Annotated in this window: 16 protein-coding genes and 1 pseudogene; 9 read left to right on the top strand and 8 right to left on the bottom strand. The window is 43.9% G+C overall.

The annotated features are described in order from the left end of the window. Nucleotides 1-33: 33 nt before the first annotated feature. The 7 genes from L4D12_RS23830 to nhaC form a co-directional block, all read right to left on the bottom strand. Nucleotides 34-1,290 (bottom strand): MFS transporter, encoded by a 1,257-nt coding sequence (locus L4D12_RS23830; protein ID WP_428450321.1) that lies wholly within the window; start codon nucleotides 1,288-1,290, stop codon nucleotides 34-36. Continuing rightward, nucleotides 1,284-1,682 (bottom strand): RidA family protein, encoded by a 399-nt coding sequence (locus tag L4D12_RS23825; RefSeq protein WP_428450333.1) that lies wholly within the window; start codon nucleotides 1,680-1,682, stop codon nucleotides 1,284-1,286. Before L4D12_RS23825 ends, L4D12_RS23830 begins: the two co-directional genes overlap by 7 nt. Before the next feature lie 198 nt (nucleotides 1,683-1,880). Next, nucleotides 1,881-2,840, bottom strand: coding sequence for a sugar phosphate isomerase/epimerase family protein (locus L4D12_RS23820; protein ID WP_428450320.1), 960 nt, complete (start codon nucleotides 2,838-2,840; stop codon nucleotides 1,881-1,883). 8 nt (nucleotides 2,841-2,848) lie between these two features. Then, entirely contained in the window at nucleotides 2,849-3,553 is a 705-nt protein-coding gene (locus tag L4D12_RS23815; protein ID WP_428450319.1) for a GntR family transcriptional regulator, read from the bottom strand. A gap of 352 nt (nucleotides 3,554-3,905) precedes the next feature. Beyond that, on the bottom strand, nucleotides 3,906-4,910 hold the full coding sequence (locus tag L4D12_RS23810) for a DUF3187 family protein (RefSeq protein WP_428450318.1): 1,005 nt from the start codon (nucleotides 4,908-4,910) through the stop codon (nucleotides 3,906-3,908). A gap of 79 nt (nucleotides 4,911-4,989) precedes the next feature. Further along, nucleotides 4,990-6,153, bottom strand: coding sequence for a glutathionylspermidine synthase family protein (locus L4D12_RS23805; protein ID WP_428450317.1), 1,164 nt, complete (start codon nucleotides 6,151-6,153; stop codon nucleotides 4,990-4,992). A 436-nt stretch (nucleotides 6,154-6,589) separates the two neighbouring features. Continuing rightward, a complete protein-coding gene (gene nhaC / locus L4D12_RS23800; RefSeq protein ID WP_428450316.1) occupies nucleotides 6,590-8,038 on the bottom strand; it encodes a Na+/H+ antiporter NhaC in 1,449 nt (482 codons plus the stop codon). A 147-nt stretch (nucleotides 8,039-8,185) separates the two neighbouring features. Here nhaC and L4D12_RS23795 point away from each other — a divergent pair, with 147 nt between their 5' ends. The 9 genes from L4D12_RS23795 (at nucleotide 8,186) to L4D12_RS23755 (ending at nucleotide 20,761) form a co-directional block, all read left to right on the top strand. Continuing rightward, nucleotides 8,186-9,196, top strand: coding sequence for a LacI family DNA-binding transcriptional regulator (locus tag L4D12_RS23795; RefSeq protein WP_428450315.1), 1,011 nt, complete (start codon nucleotides 8,186-8,188; stop codon nucleotides 9,194-9,196). A gap of 348 nt (nucleotides 9,197-9,544) precedes the next feature. Then, nucleotides 9,545-10,864, top strand: a complete 1,320-nt coding sequence (xylA, locus tag L4D12_RS23790) for a xylose isomerase (RefSeq protein WP_428450314.1) — start codon at nucleotides 9,545-9,547, stop codon at nucleotides 10,862-10,864. 392 nt (nucleotides 10,865-11,256) lie between these two features. After that, the gene (gene xylF / locus L4D12_RS23785; protein WP_428450313.1) at nucleotides 11,257-12,252 is read left to right on the top strand and encodes a D-xylose ABC transporter substrate-binding protein; all 996 of its coding nucleotides are present in this window, start codon (nucleotides 11,257-11,259) and stop codon (nucleotides 12,250-12,252) included. A gap of 64 nt (nucleotides 12,253-12,316) precedes the next feature. Continuing rightward, on the top strand, nucleotides 12,317-13,840 hold the full coding sequence (locus L4D12_RS23780) for a xylose ABC transporter ATP-binding protein (protein WP_428450312.1): 1,524 nt from the start codon (nucleotides 12,317-12,319) through the stop codon (nucleotides 13,838-13,840). Next, nucleotides 13,840-15,015 carry a sugar ABC transporter permease gene (locus tag L4D12_RS23775; RefSeq protein ID WP_428450311.1) on the top strand — a complete coding sequence of 392 codons (1,176 nt, stop codon included), beginning with the start codon at nucleotides 13,840-13,842 and terminating at the stop codon, nucleotides 15,013-15,015. Before L4D12_RS23780 ends, L4D12_RS23775 begins: the two co-directional genes overlap by 1 nt. 348 nt (nucleotides 15,016-15,363) lie before the next feature. Continuing rightward, nucleotides 15,364-15,897, top strand: coding sequence for a PAAR domain-containing protein (locus L4D12_RS23770; protein ID WP_428450310.1), 534 nt, complete (start codon nucleotides 15,364-15,366; stop codon nucleotides 15,895-15,897). Nucleotides 15,898-15,899: 2 nt separating this feature from the next. Continuing rightward, nucleotides 15,900-16,430: a DUF4123 domain-containing protein gene (locus tag L4D12_RS23765; RefSeq protein ID WP_428450309.1), complete on the top strand. Its 531-nt coding sequence runs from the start codon at nucleotides 15,900-15,902 to the stop codon at nucleotides 16,428-16,430. Beyond that, nucleotides 16,427-19,948: a LysM peptidoglycan-binding domain-containing protein gene (locus L4D12_RS23760; RefSeq protein WP_428450308.1), complete on the top strand. Its 3,522-nt coding sequence runs from the start codon at nucleotides 16,427-16,429 to the stop codon at nucleotides 19,946-19,948. Before L4D12_RS23765 ends, L4D12_RS23760 begins: the two co-directional genes overlap by 4 nt. Further along, nucleotides 19,949-20,761 (top strand): SEL1-like repeat protein, encoded by an 813-nt coding sequence (locus L4D12_RS23755; RefSeq protein WP_428450307.1) that lies wholly within the window; start codon nucleotides 19,949-19,951, stop codon nucleotides 20,759-20,761. It begins immediately after the preceding gene. Here the strand turns inward: L4D12_RS23755 and L4D12_RS23750 are convergent. Next, nucleotides 20,730-20,995 (bottom strand): annotated as a pseudogene (locus tag L4D12_RS23750) (IS4 family transposase); the annotation flags it as partial. The gene L4D12_RS23755 and the pseudogene L4D12_RS23750 overlap by 32 nt on opposite strands.

The raw sequence follows: 20,995 nt of genomic DNA, 5'->3' as shown, positions 1-20,995 counted from the left end.
CTGGCGATTTTTTTACGAGTGCTGTGTGTCTCATCAGGCCGGCTGTAACGCCAGATCTTTTTGACGTTGAATACGTTTCACGAGAATAGACGAGCAGACGAAACCGCAGAGGCTGAATACAATCATGGTCGTGAAGACATAGTTGTAACCCGTGATCCCATCAAAGGTATCCAGTAACCAGCCATAAAGGGTATAGCCAAACATGGCTGGCATGTAACCGATGATGCAGCCGAATGCCATGGCTGATCCCGCGTATTTACGTGGCGTACCAATTTCATCCATTGGCGCAAAGAAGATCGCACGCTGAGAGAAAATGATGGCACCAAAACCGAGCGTTGCCGCCATGCCGAGATAGACATTCATTGAGGCATGAGGTAGCTGAATGAATATAAACATTGCGACAGCAGACAGCAGGAAGGTCCATTTTAGGTATACTGTCGGTGATTTCGCGACTTTATCCGCCAGAAATCCACCGACTGGGCCACCAACCATCTTTAATGCATATTGATTAATAATACCATAGGCTCCAATGAGCGCGACGGGTAGGGCATAAATGTCTTTTAAGAACGGGATAAAATATGTCAGGCCGCAATAGGCGGAATAAACAAAGAAGATCCCCAGCGATGCCAACCAAATATTCGGGCATGTCAGTACGTGCTTAATGCCTTTAAGTACTTGAAGGTTGGTATTTTCTGTTGGTTTAGTCACGACTTTGTCGTCATTGTCGACGATAAAGTAGGTAACAATCCCTACGGCGATCGTAATAAGCGTATAGTAAATTAAGCCCGCTTGCATGCCTGCTTTACCTTCACCAAACTGGACAAATACAAACAGTGCGCCAGAGGCGATGATCACGTCAACCCCCCCACGTCCGGCTTCTAGAAAGCCAAATAAACGGCCTTGCTCTTCTTGAGTACCCAGCAGTCTGACCGCTTTCAGTAATACAGGCCAGTACAGTACATCAGCAAAAAAGGCCATTGCCGCAAAGCAGATAAGGTAGCCAGTAAAAGGTGGCAAGGTACTGAGGTATAACCCACACAGGCCTACTCCGATCAGGCCGACAGGCAGTAGGATTTTCTTGGAAAAGCGGTCAGCAATATACAGTGATAAAAATAACCCTGTTGTTTGAACGATAGTATATACCGTGAAACTTAAACCGATTTGGGTATTAGTGAGGCCCCAGTCTTCTTGCATTGGGACATAAAATACATCTTTCATACTAGATAGTTTGAAGATGGTGCCGCCGCCGAGAATTAAAAAGCAGAGCCTGATCCATTTATTCATCAGCATTTTTTATTGTCCTTTCTCACGACCACCGCTTCAATTTCAATTAAGACATCTTTCGGTAAACGCGCGACCTCGACGCATGAACGGGCCGGGAATGTGCCATCAGTAAAATAGCTGGCATAGAGGGTGTTGAAAGCCATGAAATTCTCTAAGTCACTAATAAAGCAGGTTGTTTTAACAATGTCAGACATGGTGAGATCAGCTGCAGTGACAATGGCTTGTAGATTATCCATCGCTTGTTTGGTTTGCTCTTCAATAGTCAGACCGACAACCGAACCGTCTGCTACACTGAATGGGCAACAGCCTGATATATAAAGTGTATTACCCGTATCGATAGCTTGAGAGTAAGGACCAATTGCCTGAGGGGCATTATTTGTTTTTATTATCATGTTAATTTCCAAAAAAGTAATGACGAGTTGGGTTTAATTAGCAATAACATTGCTAATTAAAAAATAGGTATTTATGGCACTGTATCGTTAACTAAAATAAAAAGTCGACGTGTATTATTTAGCTTATCGTTCTTTTCTTCAGGCAAAAGGGGGCCAGCCCTTTATTTTACAGGGATAGAAAATACGCCGACTTTTTATGGAAAGTTAAGCGGTTGGTTGCGCGATCTCAGCACATAGCTTGCGAATATGCGCAATTTGTTCCAATGCATGTTGCTGTTCCAATGCGAGTCGCTCTTCTAGGTAGTCCGCATCGGGCAGTGGAGTAAAGCTGGCCTCGCGCCATGGGATCCAAGGGTTATCGCCTTCATCATCAAAGCGGAATGCTGGGGCGAAGTAATCGACCTCTTCTTCCAGACCAAATGCGATCACTTGCGGTTGCTCTTTACCTAATGCGAGTAACGTCATCAGCATCTCTTTGAGCGGTAAGTCCCCGTGGCTGGTACGGCAGGCTTCATGGGCCCAGCCTTTACCTTCTTTGATCACTTTTGCATCTTTAATATGAACTTGCGTGATGTGAGGTGCCATCACATCCAGTGCTGCTAGCGGCAGCTCGTTCGCATTGATCATATTGGCAAAATCAAACAAGATTGACAGGTTCTTCATGCCACTGTTTTCAACTAGGGTCACTAACTCGTGGCCTTTCAGATCTTCGTGCTGCTCGATAGTAAAGCTCAGGCCGCAAGCATCAAATTCACGTAAATATTCAAGATCTTTCGTGATTTTCTGCAGTACGTCCTGAAGGTGCCCTTCATAGCGCGGGTAAAAACGCACTGAGCTGGCGCCAGTTGCCTGTGCAATACGGATGGCTTCATCTAGCGTCGCTTTGTCCGATGCACTGGTTTCAATATGCACATCTAGCCCATAGGCTTGGGCTTTTGTTTTGAACTGGCTCAGAGCATCAGCGTCAAGGTGGCGCAGTGACTGTGACTCCCCATCCTCAACATGGATTTTCACCCCGCACAGCTGCTGTTGCTGGGCGATATCGAGCAAATCATTTGGCAATAAGCGCTCGTAACGCATATTCAGGTGATAGGCGTAAGCGTGCAGATATAATGGGATCAGACGCGCGCGTTCAGCCAGCAAAGCAGACACATCGGTTTTCATACATTTCCTTATAAATCATTAATTACTAATTCAACGGATTCAAATCGCCAGTATTCTAAGTCAACATGAACCACTTGTTTGTCTCGCGTAGCGCGATGCTTTTCAATCAAAATGCCAAATGAGTTCGGGGCAACGCCCAGCTCTTTACAGGCATGAAGTGGCATATTGACTGGCTTGAATGCCAGCTTTTTAATTGTTAAGTCTTGTCCGTACTTCTCTTTCCATACGGTTGCAAATGACTGATTTTTTAGATTTTTAATGTAATCTGGCGCAATTTCAGTATTGATATAAGACTCATGGTAAAACACTTTGTGTTTATCAAGGCCACACCATCCTGTCACTTTGTATGTATTTGGGCTCAGAGGAAAAACCGCAGATACTTCAGGTGGTAATGACGTGGCCAGATTTTGCTGTAAGTACCCCCAAGACGGTTCGCGCCCTTGTGCCCGTGCTTCTTCATTGAAGCTAGAGCGGCATTTGGGGTTGTATATAAACTTGCTCGGGGTGATAAACCAACCACTGCGATTTTTTCTAAAAATACGTGATTCAACTTCTAGCTCGATCAACACCTGACGCAATGTCATACGCTTAGTATCTAGCAACTCACAGAGTTCTCGCTCAGACGGTAATTTTGCTCCGGCAGGCAAGTTGCTCTGTACTAACCAGGCGTCAAAACTGTCACGCACCACACTTACATTGTTCACTGTTTTCATTTTTCATCTCATCTGGTTTAAACCAGTTGTTAAATTGGAGAATAATCCTGCTAAAAAAAAGCTCAATACTTTTCGATAAATCAATCATTAAATTGTGGGTGATGTCGCAATCCGTGCATCATAATGTGATGTGAATCACGCGGACGCAAATGTGTCGTCTCAAAATTTATTGTTAATTCGCTATGGTATGGAACTGATAATTCATGGGATCTGGCATCGCGTATCATACACTTACTGCTATTGAGCAAGTGCATAGATTTGGTGTTATTCGGTTAAAACGAAAAGGGGGGTGAGGGTTGCGGGTGTCGATTTGTTAATCATATTTACATTGTAAATCGTATTCGATGCTAACTCACTCCATCATGAACCGGTGCCGATAACCGAGGGTGAAAGCGACATCGGTGCTATTGTCCATATTGAACACATTTTCGATCAGCGATAATTCAATGGCCCCTTGGCCGGTGTGGTAACGGTAGCCGATTAGAAATTCTACTGAGGGTTCACTGAGCTCAGAAATAGCATCATTTGCGCCTTCATAGAGGTGAAATTCGGTGAGTAGCCGATGTGTATCTGAGAGTTGGTATTGGTAACTGATACCCGTCGCTAAGGCGAAATGGTTGTATTTTACGTCAGCTAATACTTCATCATCGTGGCGATAGGATACCCCGAGCAGGGTGTAGATGTGATGTTTACCGCTGCGGTAACTGTAATTGAGTTGCATCGCCTGTTCAAACTGGCTGGTTTTGAACGGGCCATTGCCGACGTAGTTGTAATACAGGCTACCACCGAGGGACAAACCGTGATGGGTATCTTCCATGAGTTGGTAGCTACTGTAGAAGGAAAATACATTGCCGAGGGTATCGCCATCGAACCCGTGGATCTCGACGCCGTATTGTGGCACCGAGATATCAAATGAGTGTTTGTCGACGTCAGCTCGACCGTTGTGATCAATCCCAAAGGTTTTATGAAAGGCTCGAGTCAGGGTATCTAGGTGGTTGTTGGCGGCAAAGCGCCAGGTGAAATCCATCTCAATGATCCATAACGGTGTCAGCTGCCAGTTGCCACCAATCGAAAGCGCATTTTGGTAATAGTCGAGATTATACTCGTAGGTATGTGCCCATACGCTGGCAATTGTCGCACTGGTGTAGAACTCTGCCATCCCAGTTTGGTTGCTGAACCCGGATTTGAGTTGTGGTGCCAGACTGTTGGATTGCAGTGGTGACTGTGCATACACATTGAGTGGGCCATAGTCGTTGCTATGATGTCCGACACTGGCCTGAGAGGCGGTGGCCGATATAGAGAGACTACTGATGGTCAATCCAGCCAACAGGATCGGCCTAATTCGGTATGGGGTCATAAGCAAGCCCGGTTGCGATCACCCTATTTATAATAGCTGGCAGGTGATCGCAGACTGGCTTAAATGTGATAATGGTGGGTTAAAGAATGATATGTGGCAGATACCGTGACAAATCTTGTGTCACCCGTGAACTGTCTTCGCGAATGGCGATCCCTGCGGCTTTATCATTGACCAGCCAGCTGCCAATCAAGGTGTAAGAATGGTTGAATTTAGGTAGGGGGTGATAAGCCTGATAGATCACCCCTTCATCACCGTAAGGGCCATCAATGCGTAGGGTTTGGCGGCCATTTTCAACAATCGTGATATTGGCCCCTTCACGGGCAAATATTGGCTTGATCACGTAATCACGCAGTTCACTTAAGCCTCGATCATCCGGGAAGTAGGCCGGTAATAAGTTCGGATGGCCTTTGAATTTATCCCACAGTAAGGGTAGTAACGCCTTGTTGCTGAGTACCGATTTCCACATTGGCTCCAGCCAGTTAATCTGGGTGGTTGGCAACTGTTTGGCATATTGCTCGCGGAACATAAATTCCCACGGGTAGAGCTTGAACATCCAGCGGATCGGACGGTCTTTTAAATCGGTAAATTCGTGTTTGCCGTTTAGGCCGATGTCTTCAATAAAGACGAAGTTGGTGGCAAGACCCGCTTCTTTGGCACAGTCTTCAAGGTATTGCACCGTACCTCTGTCTTCCTCGGTATCTTTGCAGCAAGAAAAATGCAGCGTCTGGCCTGGTTGGTTGTGCGCGATTTCTTGAAAACGCGCCATCAATAATTCTTGTAATAGATTGAACTGATCGGCATCTCGGCGGATCTGGCCACTTTTTACCATGTCTTCCAGCCATAACCATTGCCAGAATGCAGTTTCATATAGCGAGGTTGGTGTATCGGCATTATTTTCATACAGTTTGGCGTGGCTTTTGCCATCGTAGGCAAAGTCGAGGCGCGAATAGAGTGACGGCTCGCGGCTGCGCCAAGAATCAAGAACTGATTGCCACATGGATTCGGGGATCTGAAATCGCCGTAGCCAGTATTCATCGGCGACAACGGTATCAACCATCTCTAGACACATCTGATGGATTTCTTCGGTAGGATCTTCCAAATCACGTTCAATTTGTTTCAGAGTAAACTGGTAATAGCCAGTTTCATCCCAATAGGGATCTTCGTACATACTGTGAAAGCCAAACCCAAACTCTTTGGCCAGCTCGCGCCAGTGAGGGCGTTCCTGACAGTTGATCCGTAACATACTGCATCCTTGCTAAGAGACTGTATAAAAGGGAAAGTGTAATGAAATCAGTTAATCGTAATCAAAATGCCTCATTTAAGCGAATATTTTACAGACTTGCCAGAAGGGAGACAGTAAAGGACGAGGGATTTTGGATCTGGCGCACTGCTTATACTCAATATTGCTCTTAGTGATGACGAAGACAGTGCTTGATCTCAGAATAACTTGATTATGAAAGGAAAGAAAAAAGGTCTCTTGAATACGTTGGTTAGTGGTGGCTGGAAAGAGACCTTTGTACCAAGTGGACGCTAGGAGGCGTGGTCTGAGTACCAACATCCCGAAGGAATGCAAGGGAATAGTAGCTGGCTCAGTTAGAGTATTAAATCTAATTTAAGATCCTCCAGCGATAGTGTGACCGCTGGAGGTTTGTAGAGGTGTCTGGTGGTACTTAAACGTCTTAATTGGCCGCTTTCGGTGTCAATGACGGCGTGCTATTTGCGTCATCGTTCAGGTATTTGATCCCTTTACCCGTCATTGCCCAGACCATGGCAAATATGATCCCAGTGTAGCACTGAACCGCCCACGGTAAATAATCGAGTGTTGCGACCCCCAGGGTGGATGCCATGAAAATACCCGCGCTGGTCCAAGGTACAAGTGGCTCAATAATGGTACCGGCATCTTCCGTTGAACGGGAAAGGTTTACCGGGTCGAGATTCAGTTTTCGGTATAAGTCACGGAATAGCTCCGATGGGATCAATAGCGCCAGTTTACCGTCGCAAGTTGTGCTTACAACAATGATAGTGGTCGCAAGGGTTGCACCAATCAGACTAGTGACCGAGCGAATTCCTTTTGCCATCGCTTGTACCACAATGGTCAGGCCGCCTGTGACTGACATTGCCCCCGCAAATGAGAAGGCACAAAATACCAGCAAGATCACGCCCATCATCGAGCTAAGTCCGCCACGATTAACCAGCTTTGCCACATCCGGGATCACTGCACTCGCATCAATACCTGCATCGGCATACATCGCCACATTAAAGCCATTCAAAAATGCACCGGTAGCCGTGGTTAGTTCAAAGCCCTGGAAAACAACGGCGTTGATCACTGCAATGAGACAGGCACCTAACATCAGCGGCACCGTCGGCAATTTTTTAATTGCACCACCGAGTACCAGCAGCGGTGGAAGTAGCAGGAATACGTTGAAGCTGTACAGTGCGTCAAGGTTCGCCAGAATCGCTACGATCTTGTCAGGTACACCACCGTCAGCAACGGCGGAGTGCCCCATAAAGAAGAACACCACACAAGAGAGGATAAAGCCTGGGATGGTGGTCCATAGCAGATGCTGGATATGGGAGTACAAATCGGTGCCAGCAACAACCGGTGCAAAGTTAGTGGTATCGGAAAGGGGGGAAATTTTATCGCCAAAATAAGCACCCGATACAACCGCACCCGCAACGGCGGCTAAGTTCGCATCCATACCGACTGCGACGCCCATTAATGCTACACCGACTGTGCCTGCGCTACCCCATGAGGTACCCGTACAGACACTGACGACACAGGTGACTAGAAACGCGGTGACCAGTAGGTACTCCGGGCTGATCATTTTCAAGCCGTAGTATACCAGCATGGGAATCGTACCGCCGGCCATCCAGCTGCCGATCAAGCCGCCGACGATGATTAAAATAAATAGAGCAGGTAGGGTGGTTTTTAGTTTATCGACAATGGCATCCTGAATGTCTTGCCAGCTATGGCCGAGGTACAGCGCGATCCCGGCAGAGATCGCCGCGGCCACGAGCATCAATACTTCGATAGATAAACCTAAAAAGGTAAATCCGACGGTTAATAATATTAACATTGAGGCCATAGGGGCGATGGCCAGAGCAATACCGGGTGATCTCACGCTCATGGTATTTCCTTATTATTATGGGTTGGAGATGAATTGAATTAAATTTACTGGCAGTGTGAATAATAAAATCAAGCAAACATCACAATACCAAAACAAAATAGTGTGTAAGTTACATTTTTGATTTTCGTCACGTTTGGAATATTATTAATGACGACCTTAAAAGATATATCAGAATTAACCGGATACTCTATGGCGACTGTATCAAGAGTTATTAATAATCAAGGCAGAGTGAGCCAGAAAACTAAACAATGTATTGAACAAGCGGCTGATACGTTAGGCTTTAAAACGAAAAATAACAAACGCTTAAAATTAAATAGTGGGACGCAGTCAATTGGTGTGGTCATCAATCGAATAAGCTCACCGTTTTATAGTTTGTTAGCACAGAGCGTTGAAGATGTGGGGCGTGAACATAACCGCCACCTGATGTTATGCTCTTCCGGGTATGAGGAAAAAGACGAGAGGGATGCGATTAATTTTCTGCTTTCCCATGGTTGCCGAAACATCGTGATTCACAGTAAAGCCCTGCCGGATAAGGTGTTGGCTGAGCTCTGCCACAAGCACGCCGGCATCACCATTATTGGCCGGAAAATCGAGTCAGTGATCGATCGTTGTGTGTGGTTATATTCGATGCCTGGCACTTATCAAGCCACCCAGCATTTGATTAATCAGGGGCATACCCGGATTGGTTTTATTAACCTTGCTTTTCAGTGTGATGATAAGTCATCCAGATTGGATGGATATCTAAATGCGATGAAAGACAATGGGTTATATGTTAATCACGAATGGATTCAAGATGCAGACTGGGTTGAAGCAGGGGGCCGAGCCGCTGCCAGACGGTTACTGTCATTGGGGCTGCCGATCACCGCATTGCTGGCTTTTAATGATGTGTATGCAGCCAGTGCGCTGCGGGAATTTCAGTCACGCGGGGTACGTGTGCCCGAGCAACTTTCCATCATCGGTTTTGATGATGTGATGGAGCAATGTTACTTCTCACCAGCCTTGACCACACTGAAATACCCGATTGCAAAAATGGCCCGTAAAGCCGCGTTATTGTCTCTCAATGATAACCGAGACAGTCACCCCAATGGCCACTGCTATTACCCGACATTAATCCATCGTGAATCGGTTACCGTTTGTCATGAACACATGAAAATTTGAATGATCAGTAAAAATAGAGTGAAAAATTGAAGGATGAAAAATAAGCAGTTTATTTCGGTAATAAATTTCTGGTAATAATGCAATTATGAAAAGTTGTAATGGGTTTATGATATTTTGCATTTGTGATTAAGCGCTGTGAGAAAATGGTGTAAATAATGTTTGATTTATTTTTCATCTGTTCTTTATGCCTGAGTTAATGAGTGGATAGAAAGAATAGCATTTTTGAGATGTTCGGCACAAATAACAAATAGTGGAATTTGGTATTAAAAAATCATAATTGATAGCGCAAGATAAAACAGTAAATATGTTAGTCAAGCAAGGTCACCACTAACTACTGGAATAAAGGCTATGACTGAATTTTTTAAAAACATCAATAAAATTAAATTTGAAGGCACAGACACAACGAACCCATTAGCCTTCCGTCACTACGATGCTGACCGTATGATCCTAGGCAAGTCGATGAAAGATCACCTACGATTTGCGGCTTGTTACTGGCACAACTTCTGCTGGCCGGGTTCAGATGTGTTTGGGGCGGGTACATTTGATCGTCCATGGCACCACAGCGGTGACGCCATGGAAATGGCACGCATGAAAGCCGATGCTGCTTTCGACTTTTTCGCCAAGCTTGGCGTGCCTTACTACTGCTTCCACGATGTTGATGTTGCTCCAGAAGGCGCCTCACTGAAAGAATACGTCAATAATTTTGCTCAAATGGTCGATGTGCTTGAGCAAAAGCAAAATGAAACAGGGCTGAAGCTACTGTGGGGTACTGCAAATGCGTTCTCTCACCCGCGCTATATGTCAGGTGCCGGCACAAACCCGGATCCAAAAGTGTTTGCGTATGCCGCAACACAAATTTTCAACGCGATGGGGGCAACGCAGCGCCTTGGTGGTGAAAACTACGTATTGTGGGGTGGTCGTGAGGGGTATGAAACCCTACTGAATACCGATTTACGTCAAGAGCGCAACCAGTTAGGCCGCATGATGCAAATGGTGGTCGAGCATAAACATAAGATTGGTTTCCAGGGGTCAATCTTGATCGAACCTAAACCACAAGAACCAACCAAGCACCAATACGACTATGATACTGCGACAGTGTATGGCTTCTTGAAGCAGTTTGGTCTTGAGAACGAAATTAAAGTCAACATCGAAGCGAACCACGCTACGCTAGCCGGTCACAGCTTCCAGCATGAAGTTGCAACAGCAACGTCGCTTGGTCTGTTCGGATCAATTGATGCTAACCGCGGTGATCCGCAGCTGGGCTGGGATACTGATCAGTTCCCGAACAGCGTGGAAGAAAACACCCTGGTGATGTATGAAATCCTAAAAGCAGGCGGTTTCACGACAGGGGGGTTCAACTTCGACTCACGCGTTCGCCGTCCTTCAATTGCAGCTGAAGATCTGTTCCACGGTCACATCGGCGGCATGGACACCATGGCACTGTCACTAGAACGCGCCGCCGCCATGATCGAAAAAGACGTACTGTCGCAGAACATAGCGAAGCGTTACGCGGGCTGGAACGACGACCTGGGTAAGAAGATCCTTGCTGGTGATCACAGCCTGGAAACATTGGCGAAATTTGCTGTTGATAACGACATTGCACCAGTACAAGAATCTGGTCGCCAAGAGTACCTGGAAAATGTCGTGAATGGCTTCATTTACAAATAACGACAATTGATCGTCCGTTGAGGACGGCAGAAGAGGTAAGCCCAAGGCTCATTGAGGGATGAGACTTGGGCTTTTTTATTTGGTAAAAAATAGGAAAATCAAAAATCAGCTGACTGGATGCATATTATTGTTGGTATGTTAGTGAGCTAAATAACGTTTCTTCGTTATTTATTATCACAAAATAAAGTGGATGCAAGCTAATTTAAGCGAGGTCACAAATTGTACAATAAGTAAAAAAACATAACGGGATAAGAAAATAGATCAAATGATACTGTTCAAATGATGTTCTACATTAGGCTTGTAAATCACTAACACAAATATCAATACAATTATAAATACAGATGCTACCCAATGGACTCCCTCATTTTCTTGTGACATGAAAGGATAGAACAATGAAAAAAACAGTATCACTACTTTGTGCATTAGCTATCGGTCTTGCCGCTACCCCAGCCATTGCTAAAACAGTTAAAATTGGTATGGCCATTGATGACTTACGTTTAGAGCGTTGGCAAAAAGATCGTGATATATTTGTTGAGCGTGCAGAAGAACTCGGCGCGAAAGTATATGTACAGTCTGCAAATGGTAATGAACAAACGCAGATATCACAAGTTGAAAATATGATATCTCGTGGTGTTGATGTACTGGTCATTATTCCTTATAACGGTGAAGTTCTCAGTAATGTGATTTCAGAAGCTAAGCGTGATGGGATTAAAGTATTGGCCTATGATCGCCTGATCAATAATGCTGATATTGATTTCTATCTCTCGTTTGATAACGAAAAAGTGGGAGAAATGCAAGCCACCGCAATGCTAGAAGCTAAGCCTGCCGGCAATTACTTTTTGATGGGCGGTGCGCCGACCGACAATAACGCCAAACTCTTCCGTCAGGGGCAAATGAATGTGCTGCAGCCTAAGATTGAGGCCGGTGAAGTGAAAGTGGTCGGTGATCAGTGGGTAGACTCTTGGCTGGCTGAAAATGCGTTGAAAATCATGGAGAACGCCCTGACTGCCAATGATAATAAGATTGATGTCGTCGTCGCTTCAAATGATGCGACGGCGGGTGGGGCGATTCAGGCTCTTGCGGCTCAAGGATTGGCGGGTAAAGTGGCTATTTCCGGGCAAGATGCTGACTTAGCCGCAATTCGCCGAATCGTTGATGGTACCCAAACCATGACTGTGTACAAGCCGATCAGCGTGCTGGCGGCGCGTGCAGCAGATATTGCGGTTGACCTTGGTAAAGGAGAAGCCCCTGCATCCAATTCTGTGCTAAATAACGGCATCAAAGATGTACCGGCTTGGTTGTTAGACCCTATCACAGTGAATACCACGAATATTAAACAAACCTTGGTGGCAGATAAATTCCACTCTGAAAAAGATATCTACCGTTAATGGCTCCAGAAAGGAGAGCGATAGGGCTCTCCTTTTATTTCATGAATGTGTTTAGGAATGAAAAATGGTCCCATTATTAGAGATGAAAAATATCGTTAAATGCTTTGGACCGGTTAAAGCATTAGATGGTGTCAGCATTACCGTTAATAAAGGTGAGATCCTTTCCCTGTGTGGTGAGAATGGTTCGGGTAAATCAACCTTAATGAAGGTATTGTGCGGTATTTATCCCGATGGTGACTTTGAAGGTGAAATACTGTTTAAAGGCCAGCCGGTGAAAGCGAAAAACATCGCCGATACAGAAGCACTCGGTATTGCAATTATTCATCAGGAACTCACGCTGGTAAAAGAATTATCGGTATTAGAAAACTTATTTTTAGGCGCTGAAATAGCGCGTTACGGCGTTCTCGATTTTGACCGTATGCATGCGGAATCGGTCACGTTATTAAAAAAGGTAAAATTATCCGTTTCGCCTGAAACACGCGTCGGCGATTTAGGTGTGGGTCAACAGCAGCTCATTGAAATAGCGAAAGCCCTGTCGAAAAATGCCCAATTATTAGTGCTGGATGAACCGACTGCACCATTGACGGAATCAGAAACCGAGATCTTGTTAGATCTGGTGAATGAGCTGCGAGCACAAGGTGTCAGCTGTATTTATATTTCTCATAAACTCAATGAAGTAAAAGCCATTTCAGATCAGATCTGCGTGATCCGTGATGGCACCCATATAGGCACCCGGGCTGCGCAATCCATGACCACCGATGACATCATCACTATGATGGTCGGTCGGGAGATGAAGCAATTATTTCCCCGCGAAGATCACCCCATTGGTGAGGTGGTACTTGAAGCGAATAATATCTGCGCCTGGGACAAAGCCAACTCACATATCCTTAAGGTTGCCAATGCCAGCTTTGTGCTGCGAAAAGGCGAGATCCTCGGCGTTTCTGGTCTGGTCGGTGCGGGGCGTACGGAGCTGATGGAATGCCTGTATGGTTGCTACCAGGGCCGCCATTCCGGTGAGGTGTATTTGCATGGCCAGAAGCTGGAACTTCACAGCAGTCAGGATGCGTTAACCGCTGGGATAGCCATGGTACCAGAAGATCGGAAGCGTCACGGCATCGTACCTATCATGTCAGTGGGTGAGAACATCACTCTGGCAGGATTAGACTTATTTGCCCGCCGTGGTGTACTGAATGATGTCAAAGAATCCGCGGAGATCAGTCAATCAATTAAAGCGCTGACGGTAAAAACCCCCAATGCTGACATTGCCATTAAGAACCTCTCTGGCGGTAATCAACAAAAGGCGATCCTTGCTCGGTTTTTATTGGTCAGCCCCACGGTATTAATCTTGGATGAACCGACACGAGGCATTGATGTCGGGGCAAAATATGAAATCTATAAGCTGATTTTCACCCTTGTTAAACAAGGGATCAGCGTGATCATGGTGTCATCAGAATTACCAGAAGTACTGGGGATCAGTGATCGGGTACTTGTGATGCATGAAGGAAAAATTAAAGGTGATTTGATCAACGACAACTTGTCGCAAGAGCAGATCATGGACTGTGCGTTAACGGAAGGAGTGGCAGTGTAATGGAACACGTCAAACACGTAGCGACCGCTACCCATAAAAGTACCCTACGCGACTGGCTACAAGGCGCAAAATTGCAGCTAGTAGTGATGGCCGCTGCCATTGTCATTATCATGCTATTCTTCAGCATCATGACTGACTGGAGTTATTTATCCCCCCGTAATATTTCCAACTTGTTCCGTCAGACCTCTATCACCGGGATACTGGCCATCGGGATGGTGTTCGTCATTATCAGTGGTGAAATTGACTTGTCAGTTGGTTCCATGATGGGCTTACTTGGTGGTGTTGCGGCTATCTTTGATGTGTGGCTTGGGCTGCCGTTGCCGCTGACCATCGTACTGACGATTGTTGCTGGTTTCCTGCTCGGGCTGTGGAACGGCTGGTGGGTCGCTTACCGTAAAGTGCCGTCATTCATCGTGACCCTTGCGGGTATGTTGGCTTTCCGTGGCATTCTTATTGGGATCACGGACGGTACCACCGTTGCTCCAACGTCGCAGGCGATGGGGATCATTGGTCAAAGCTACTTGCCGAGTATGCTGGGGATGATCATCGGGATCGGTGGATTGTCACTGTATTTCGGCTGGCAGCAAAAACGCCGCGCCATGCGTCAGGAATACAAACTTCCTGTGCCAGCTACCAGCACATGTTTGATGAAATACGCCGGTATCGCTATTGCCGTACTCAGCATCATACTGATCCTCAATGATTATCGTGGCGTACCAACGCCGGTATTACTACTGGCGGTCTTTTTGATCCTCGGTACGTTCATCGCCAGCAAAACCCAGTTTGGTCGCCGGATCTACGCCATTGGTGGCAACATTGAAGCCAGTCGTTTGTCGGGCATTAATGTCGAGAAAACCAAGCTTGCAGTGTATGCCATGAACGGTTTCTTGGTCGCTATCGCCGCTCTGATCCTCAGTAGCCGCTTAGGCGCAGGATCACCGTCTGCGGGTAACATTGCGGAGCTGGATGCCATCGCCGCTTGTGTGATTGGTGGTACCAGCATGGCTGGTGGTGTTGGTACTGTGATAGGCGCCGTGATAGGTGCCTTCATTATGGCCTCGCTTGATAACGGCATGAGCATGATGGATGTCCCGACATTCTGGCAATATATTGTCAAAGGCGGCATTTTATTACTTGCCGTTTGGATGGACAGCGCCACCAAAGCCAAACGTTAATCACTGTTTAAATCGATAAATCGCCTATCAGCACGCCCTCTTATGTTTAAGAGGGCGTTTTACTTACCAGCAAGACGATCTTCACACATCCGCCTTAGTACCGCCGTAATATTCCTGCCATCTCTTAGCCTCTCGCCATCAATGCAATTACTCGACTTACTGAGTCTTTTCTCTAATCACATCTTTATTCGTTACATCGTTACAAATATTTATTTGTTGTCCGCCCTGTAGTTAAAAAACCCAGATGCAAGCCTGCACATCTCGCCATAGCATAACGCGACCATGATGATCGATTGACTCGACATTCTCACCATAACAGCATTAGCCGTATCGGATACGAAGGAAACTATGGGAAAGCCTGCCGCAAGAATCAGTGATCCTCACTCCTGCCCTAAAAAGACAGGGAAAATACCTCATGTGGGTGGTCCTATCGCCGCCGGATCTCCCAACGTGTTTATTGGCGGGCTACCCGCTGCCAGGGTTGGCGACATGATGGTGTGTGTTGGTCCACCGGACTCCATCGCACAGGGATCAGCATCGGTATTCATTAATGGAAAACCCGCCGCCCGAATGGGGGATAGCAGCTCTCATGGCGGCGTCATTATTGGCGGCTGCGGTACTGTTACCATTGGTGATGCCGGGATAGTGGTGCCGAGCGCTATAGCAAGTAACAGTGGGCAACAATTCAAGCAATCACAGCCATCAGGGCAGTACAAACAGTCAGATGATCAGGCATCCTCTGAACCCGCGATACTCGCAACCTCATCTGAAACAGTCGCGAACCAGCTACAGCAAATTGCAGACAGAGACATGGCCGCGATGGAAATTTGTCAGAAACGGCAAGATGGCAGCTGCTCTAAGCCAAATTGCGAGTGTATGTAACCATGAATAGCCAGAACATCCAATATGTGCTGCTTATTGATAGTCATCGGGTACCGGATGCGGCTTATCTCGCGGTTAAAAATGAGCATATTTGTGGCGCGTTGTATCAAAATACGCAATGGGAACCCCAGATGGATAACAGCCCAGTGTGGCTGATGGTGAAGCCTGAAGATGAAGTATGGCAATTGTGGCAAACCGATTCGCTGTGGGCGAGTAGCGGGGTGATATTCGAATATGATGCAACCATATCACAAGAAGAAATCATCATTTCGCTTCAGCGCCATATCACCGTATACAGTGAAGATGGAAGGTTGTTTGTACTTCGTTTTTATTCACCCTATACGCTGACTAAAATTTTAAAAAATCTTCAGGGACATTTAATTACTGCCCTGTTAGGTAAGGCTTGTGCAGTATCTATTTCTGCATGTCTATTTTCATTGTATGGGTATACTAAAATTAATAACCCAAAAATAATATCAGAAGACAGCCAGTTTGAATTACCGAATGAATTTATAAAGGAATTGTATCAATGACCCATACTTATGTGGTTAGGCAAGGGGATACACTCTCTGAACTAGCAGTTAAATTTGGCACTAAGCTTAGTGTATTATACCAGCTCAATGCACATCAAATTAAAAATATTGATCTAATTTATGATGGTAAAACAATAAATATCCCTGATACTCCTGATGTGACATCAAAAGTCAGGGATGAATCGCCGACGCTACCAAATTCAGAATTAGTACAATTAGAATGTAAAGTACCTAAATTTGTTGACTCATTATATATACCTGAACACCCTAAAGACTTTAAACAAAAGGTATTAATGCTCACACAGGAAGCATTAGACAGTGTAAAGAAAGGCAGTGAGATCTGCCAAAAAGCAGTTAGTGGCGGTACGAAAGAGGAGATAATCAGTGGCTTAAATAAGCTTGGTGTGATGGATCAATTTGATTCATTAGCACATGAAGAATTTCTTAAAATGAAAAGTACAGATGATGCAAAATATTATAGAGAGGCCCTGCTCATAAGAAAGTCGTTATTGGTTAATACCAACCCGTTTAGTTTTCCAAAAGATGATGAAAATATTGGTCTAATAGGCGTCGGAAGACGTATTGATAAGATAGAAACTGATTTTGAGAGGAAAAAGACAGGGATACAGGGAAAAGAGTATATTGAGAGGAAACTCTATCATGGTGTGATAAAAATATCATATCAGGAGGAATTAAAGAATTATGAAAATTATAGGCGAGAGGAATTTCAAGCTTTAAAAGAAGATCTTATTAGTGAGTTAGATGAGGTTGTTGAGGAATTTGAAGAGAAAGCAATCAACATTGCTAAAACAATAAAACCAAGAGAAAATGGAAAGCAATTTGCATTCACCGATCAGGGGTATTATTCATCTGATAGGGATGTTGCTATATATGGCGATCTTGAAAATTTAGCTGAAGAACGTATAAGTCTTAATATTTCTGATTATTTGGATTCACAACAGATTACAACAGGAAGTGTCATATATGATCTTAAAAAAGGATATGAAATATATAAGCATTGGCAAGATAAAGCACACCCAATCATCCTTAATGCATTAAGTATAAATTATAAATCAATATATCATCTTTTAAATATAAATAATATACAGAATGCATCACTCTTTTGTGAAATATACAGTCTTAATAATCGGTGTGTTGTAGTAAAAGAGCAGTGCCTGACAGAAAATCAATTGTTTAATGGATGGGAGAGAGTTTATCAGATTGTTGATATGATAGATAATTTATCACCAGGAATAGATGAACTCAAAGGTGTAATAGAATTGCTAGTTAAGGATGTGAGTTTTACATCTGAAATTGGCTATTATCCTGCTTATGTTTTGGACCTTGTTTTAATTAAAGAAGTAACTGTAAGAATTAATGATTTTTCAAAACTTATTGGTACAAATAAATCATATAGTAAATACGTTAGATTATTGCTCGAATCTTCACTTGAGCTAAAGCGACGTTGTGAATTGTTAAAAGACATTGCTGATGGAAATAAAAACACACCACTTACCTATTATCGAAAGCTAGATTATGAATTTTCTGGTGAGATTATTACTACTGAGGCGATGGATAACTCACTTATTTGGCATGAGTCAAGTTGGAAACCTGCTAATTTAGAGGGGCAAATATATGGTGCTAGCGATCTAAACACATTGAAAATTGTAGAATGTGCATTAGCTTCAGATCCTACGAAACGATTATATATTCTTTCCAGTCACCCAGTATTAGCCGATGAAAATAATAGCTGTGTAAAATCCATTACGCTTGAAATTCCTAGCGGTGGCACTGGAAGTGGAGCAGGAAAACCGAAGTTTAAAGTTGAATCGGAAGCAAAAATAGGAAGTATTGAGTTTAAAGGTCAATCACATGAATTTATCGACGACATACCGAAAGATAAATTTTTTCCTTGGCACGGTTATGTATTGGAAGATGAAATATTTGGTATTCCTGTTAAAACAGAAGTTACCGGAGGAGCTCAATTTTCTCGTTTTGTATATAGTGCTGAATTATTAAATGGTCATCATGAGATGTTGACGCAGGATAATTTTAAACTTAATGCTGAAGCAAAAGCAGGCTTTGATTTGGCTCGCGGTTCAACAGGGGTGAAAAAAACAGCTTCTTTTCCAATTGATATTCCATATCGATATAGAGCGAGCAAAGATTCAGAACTAATCACACGAACTGAAAACTTGGGTGATGCTGATTTGATATTAGAGGGGAGGGTACATGGCTTTCTTGCTGCAACGATTCAGCTAGGAACAAGCTTTCATGTTGGTAATATGGATGATGGGGGGTTGGGTGTAAAGGGAACGATGGATGAATTTACAGACAGTAATGAGCTAAAAACACATACTAAAACGGTTAGAAGCTCAACGAATCCTGATCAGATGGGAGCTGGAGTGAATGTAACAGCATCAGCTTTTGCTGGCATAGAGGTTGGAGGAGATATAAGTTGTGCGTTAGATTGGAAAGCGCCAAAAGCGACAGAAAAAGTTAATTTGTTCAAGTCTGGATTTGGTGCACGAATAACTATTGGTCCAGGGTGGACGGGCACATTCAGATGTACATATCATGATGGAAAATTTATTTTTATTATAGATGCGGGTCTAACACCATTGCTTGGTTTTGGTGGTAAGTTTGCTAATGAGTTAAACATTCACGCTGCGGATGATTTTTTTTCTGAATTGTTGACGATTATGCAAAAACCTGGATTTAGCCGTTTTGATTTTTTTGTAGATGATGAATCTTATGCTGCTGTTAATAGAATATTGACAGTCGCTATTTCATTTGGGATATCAATATCATCTGTATTAATTCTTCCATTTAAAATTCTAGAAGAAATGGAACGAAAGGCGATGAAAAAAGAGAATGCTTTCTTTGTTGCAGATTTTATCAATGACCTTGATAATTATGAGTTAAATAAAGCATGGGTAGAGAAAATGCCAGCAGAGACATTGGCGAAGTTATTAACGGTATTGGTTAATTACCATGATATCCCAAGTTTGAGTTTTGGTATTAACTCAATAGAAGAAAAACAAAAAAAATCATTTTCGGATAATAACAGTCAACGAGAAGCAATAATTAAAATATTTGAGTGGCTTGGTGGTGTGAATGCGAGTGATCAACAGATAAGAATATTTGAAAATGCTATTCAACGTATGGGGCTACGCAATGGTGATGAATTAAATGAAGAAGAGAAATGGCATCGTTATGCGGATAATCTATTGCTAATTAAAAATTTCTTCATGAAAGCAAAGTATGAAGATTATAGGTTGGAAGATGATGACGTAATGAATGAACATATAAAGAATCTTAATCTTCAATTGGAGAATTACTCTAAATATATTAAATTTCTAACAAGAAGAATGGTATTGTATACCAAGGTTGTTGGGCATGATAGCGTGAGTAGGCAGTATTTACAAACAGAGTTTTTAGTTATAGATGCGACAGATTATGAAGGAATTAATTCAGCTGTAGTTGACCATTATAAAAAAATAAAGTGGGATAGATAAATGAAAATTACAATGAAATGTATAATGCTGATTATTTTATTTGTCATTGCTCCTGTATGGGCTAATGAACAACTAGAACAAGGCATTCGCCTATATAATCAATCTGAATTCAAGCAAGCTAAAGCGATATTGCAAGCAGAAGCAGGCAAGGGCAGTGCAGCTGCTACTTATTGGTTGGGAATCACTCAATACGAAAGTGGCGAACGCTTCGAAGCTGGTGATACCTTTCTGAAAGCGGCAAACATGGGCGACCCGTGGGCGATGGATTTATTAGTCCCCGGTGGTAATAGCCCGTGTGATTATCTTGGCTGGCCGTGCAACGAAGCTTGGCATGAAAAAGCGATGGCTGGTTGGGAAAAATTGGCCGAACAAGGCAGTGGAAAAGCGAAATACGCCATGTATGACAAAGGGGACAACTGGTGGCAATATATTCCTTTTTATCGACAGAAAGTACGTAATGAAATTCATGCTGACATAATACAGCATAAGGGTTACGGTATATTTAAAAATGGCGCAAAATGGGATAGTAGAGAAAAGAAAAAATATTTAATAATGGCAGCAGAAGAAGGTTATGCACCCGCGATGATAAGTTTATTTTATTCAGCTGAATTAATTGGTAGAGAAAAAGCCAATGAATGGCTATTTAAATCGCTTGAATTAGGTTATCACAGAGCTGCAGTTAATTTATATTATTCATATAAGAATGGAACTGAAGGATTTCCTCAAGATTATGTAATGGCTTATTATTATCATCGACTAACAACGGCACTGACGGATCCCCTCATAATTTGCCCAGCCCTTCGGTGTGAGTGAGTCGTTGATATTCAAGCATTGCCCATTGATATTGGGAGTCGTTAATTTGATATCGTCGATGAACTCGAACTTCCCGCCCAAGTCGTGGTATTGATAGGACTCTCCGGTGCTTGATGCTGTTAGCTTGAAAGTCAAAATGCCACTTTGCTTGTGCAGCCGCTAAACCATTCCACCACATTAAAATTTCAGCCAGTAACGCAATGAGCAGCAATATGTCATGAGCAGCAATATGTC

Origin of the sequence: Photobacterium nomapromontoriensis (assembly GCF_050336815.1) — a bacterium.
Taxonomy (GTDB): Bacteria; Pseudomonadota; Gammaproteobacteria; order Enterobacterales; family Vibrionaceae; genus Photobacterium; species Photobacterium nomapromontoriensis.
Note: the sequence above shows the minus strand (reverse complement) of the source record. Positions and strands in the feature narration are given on the sequence as shown.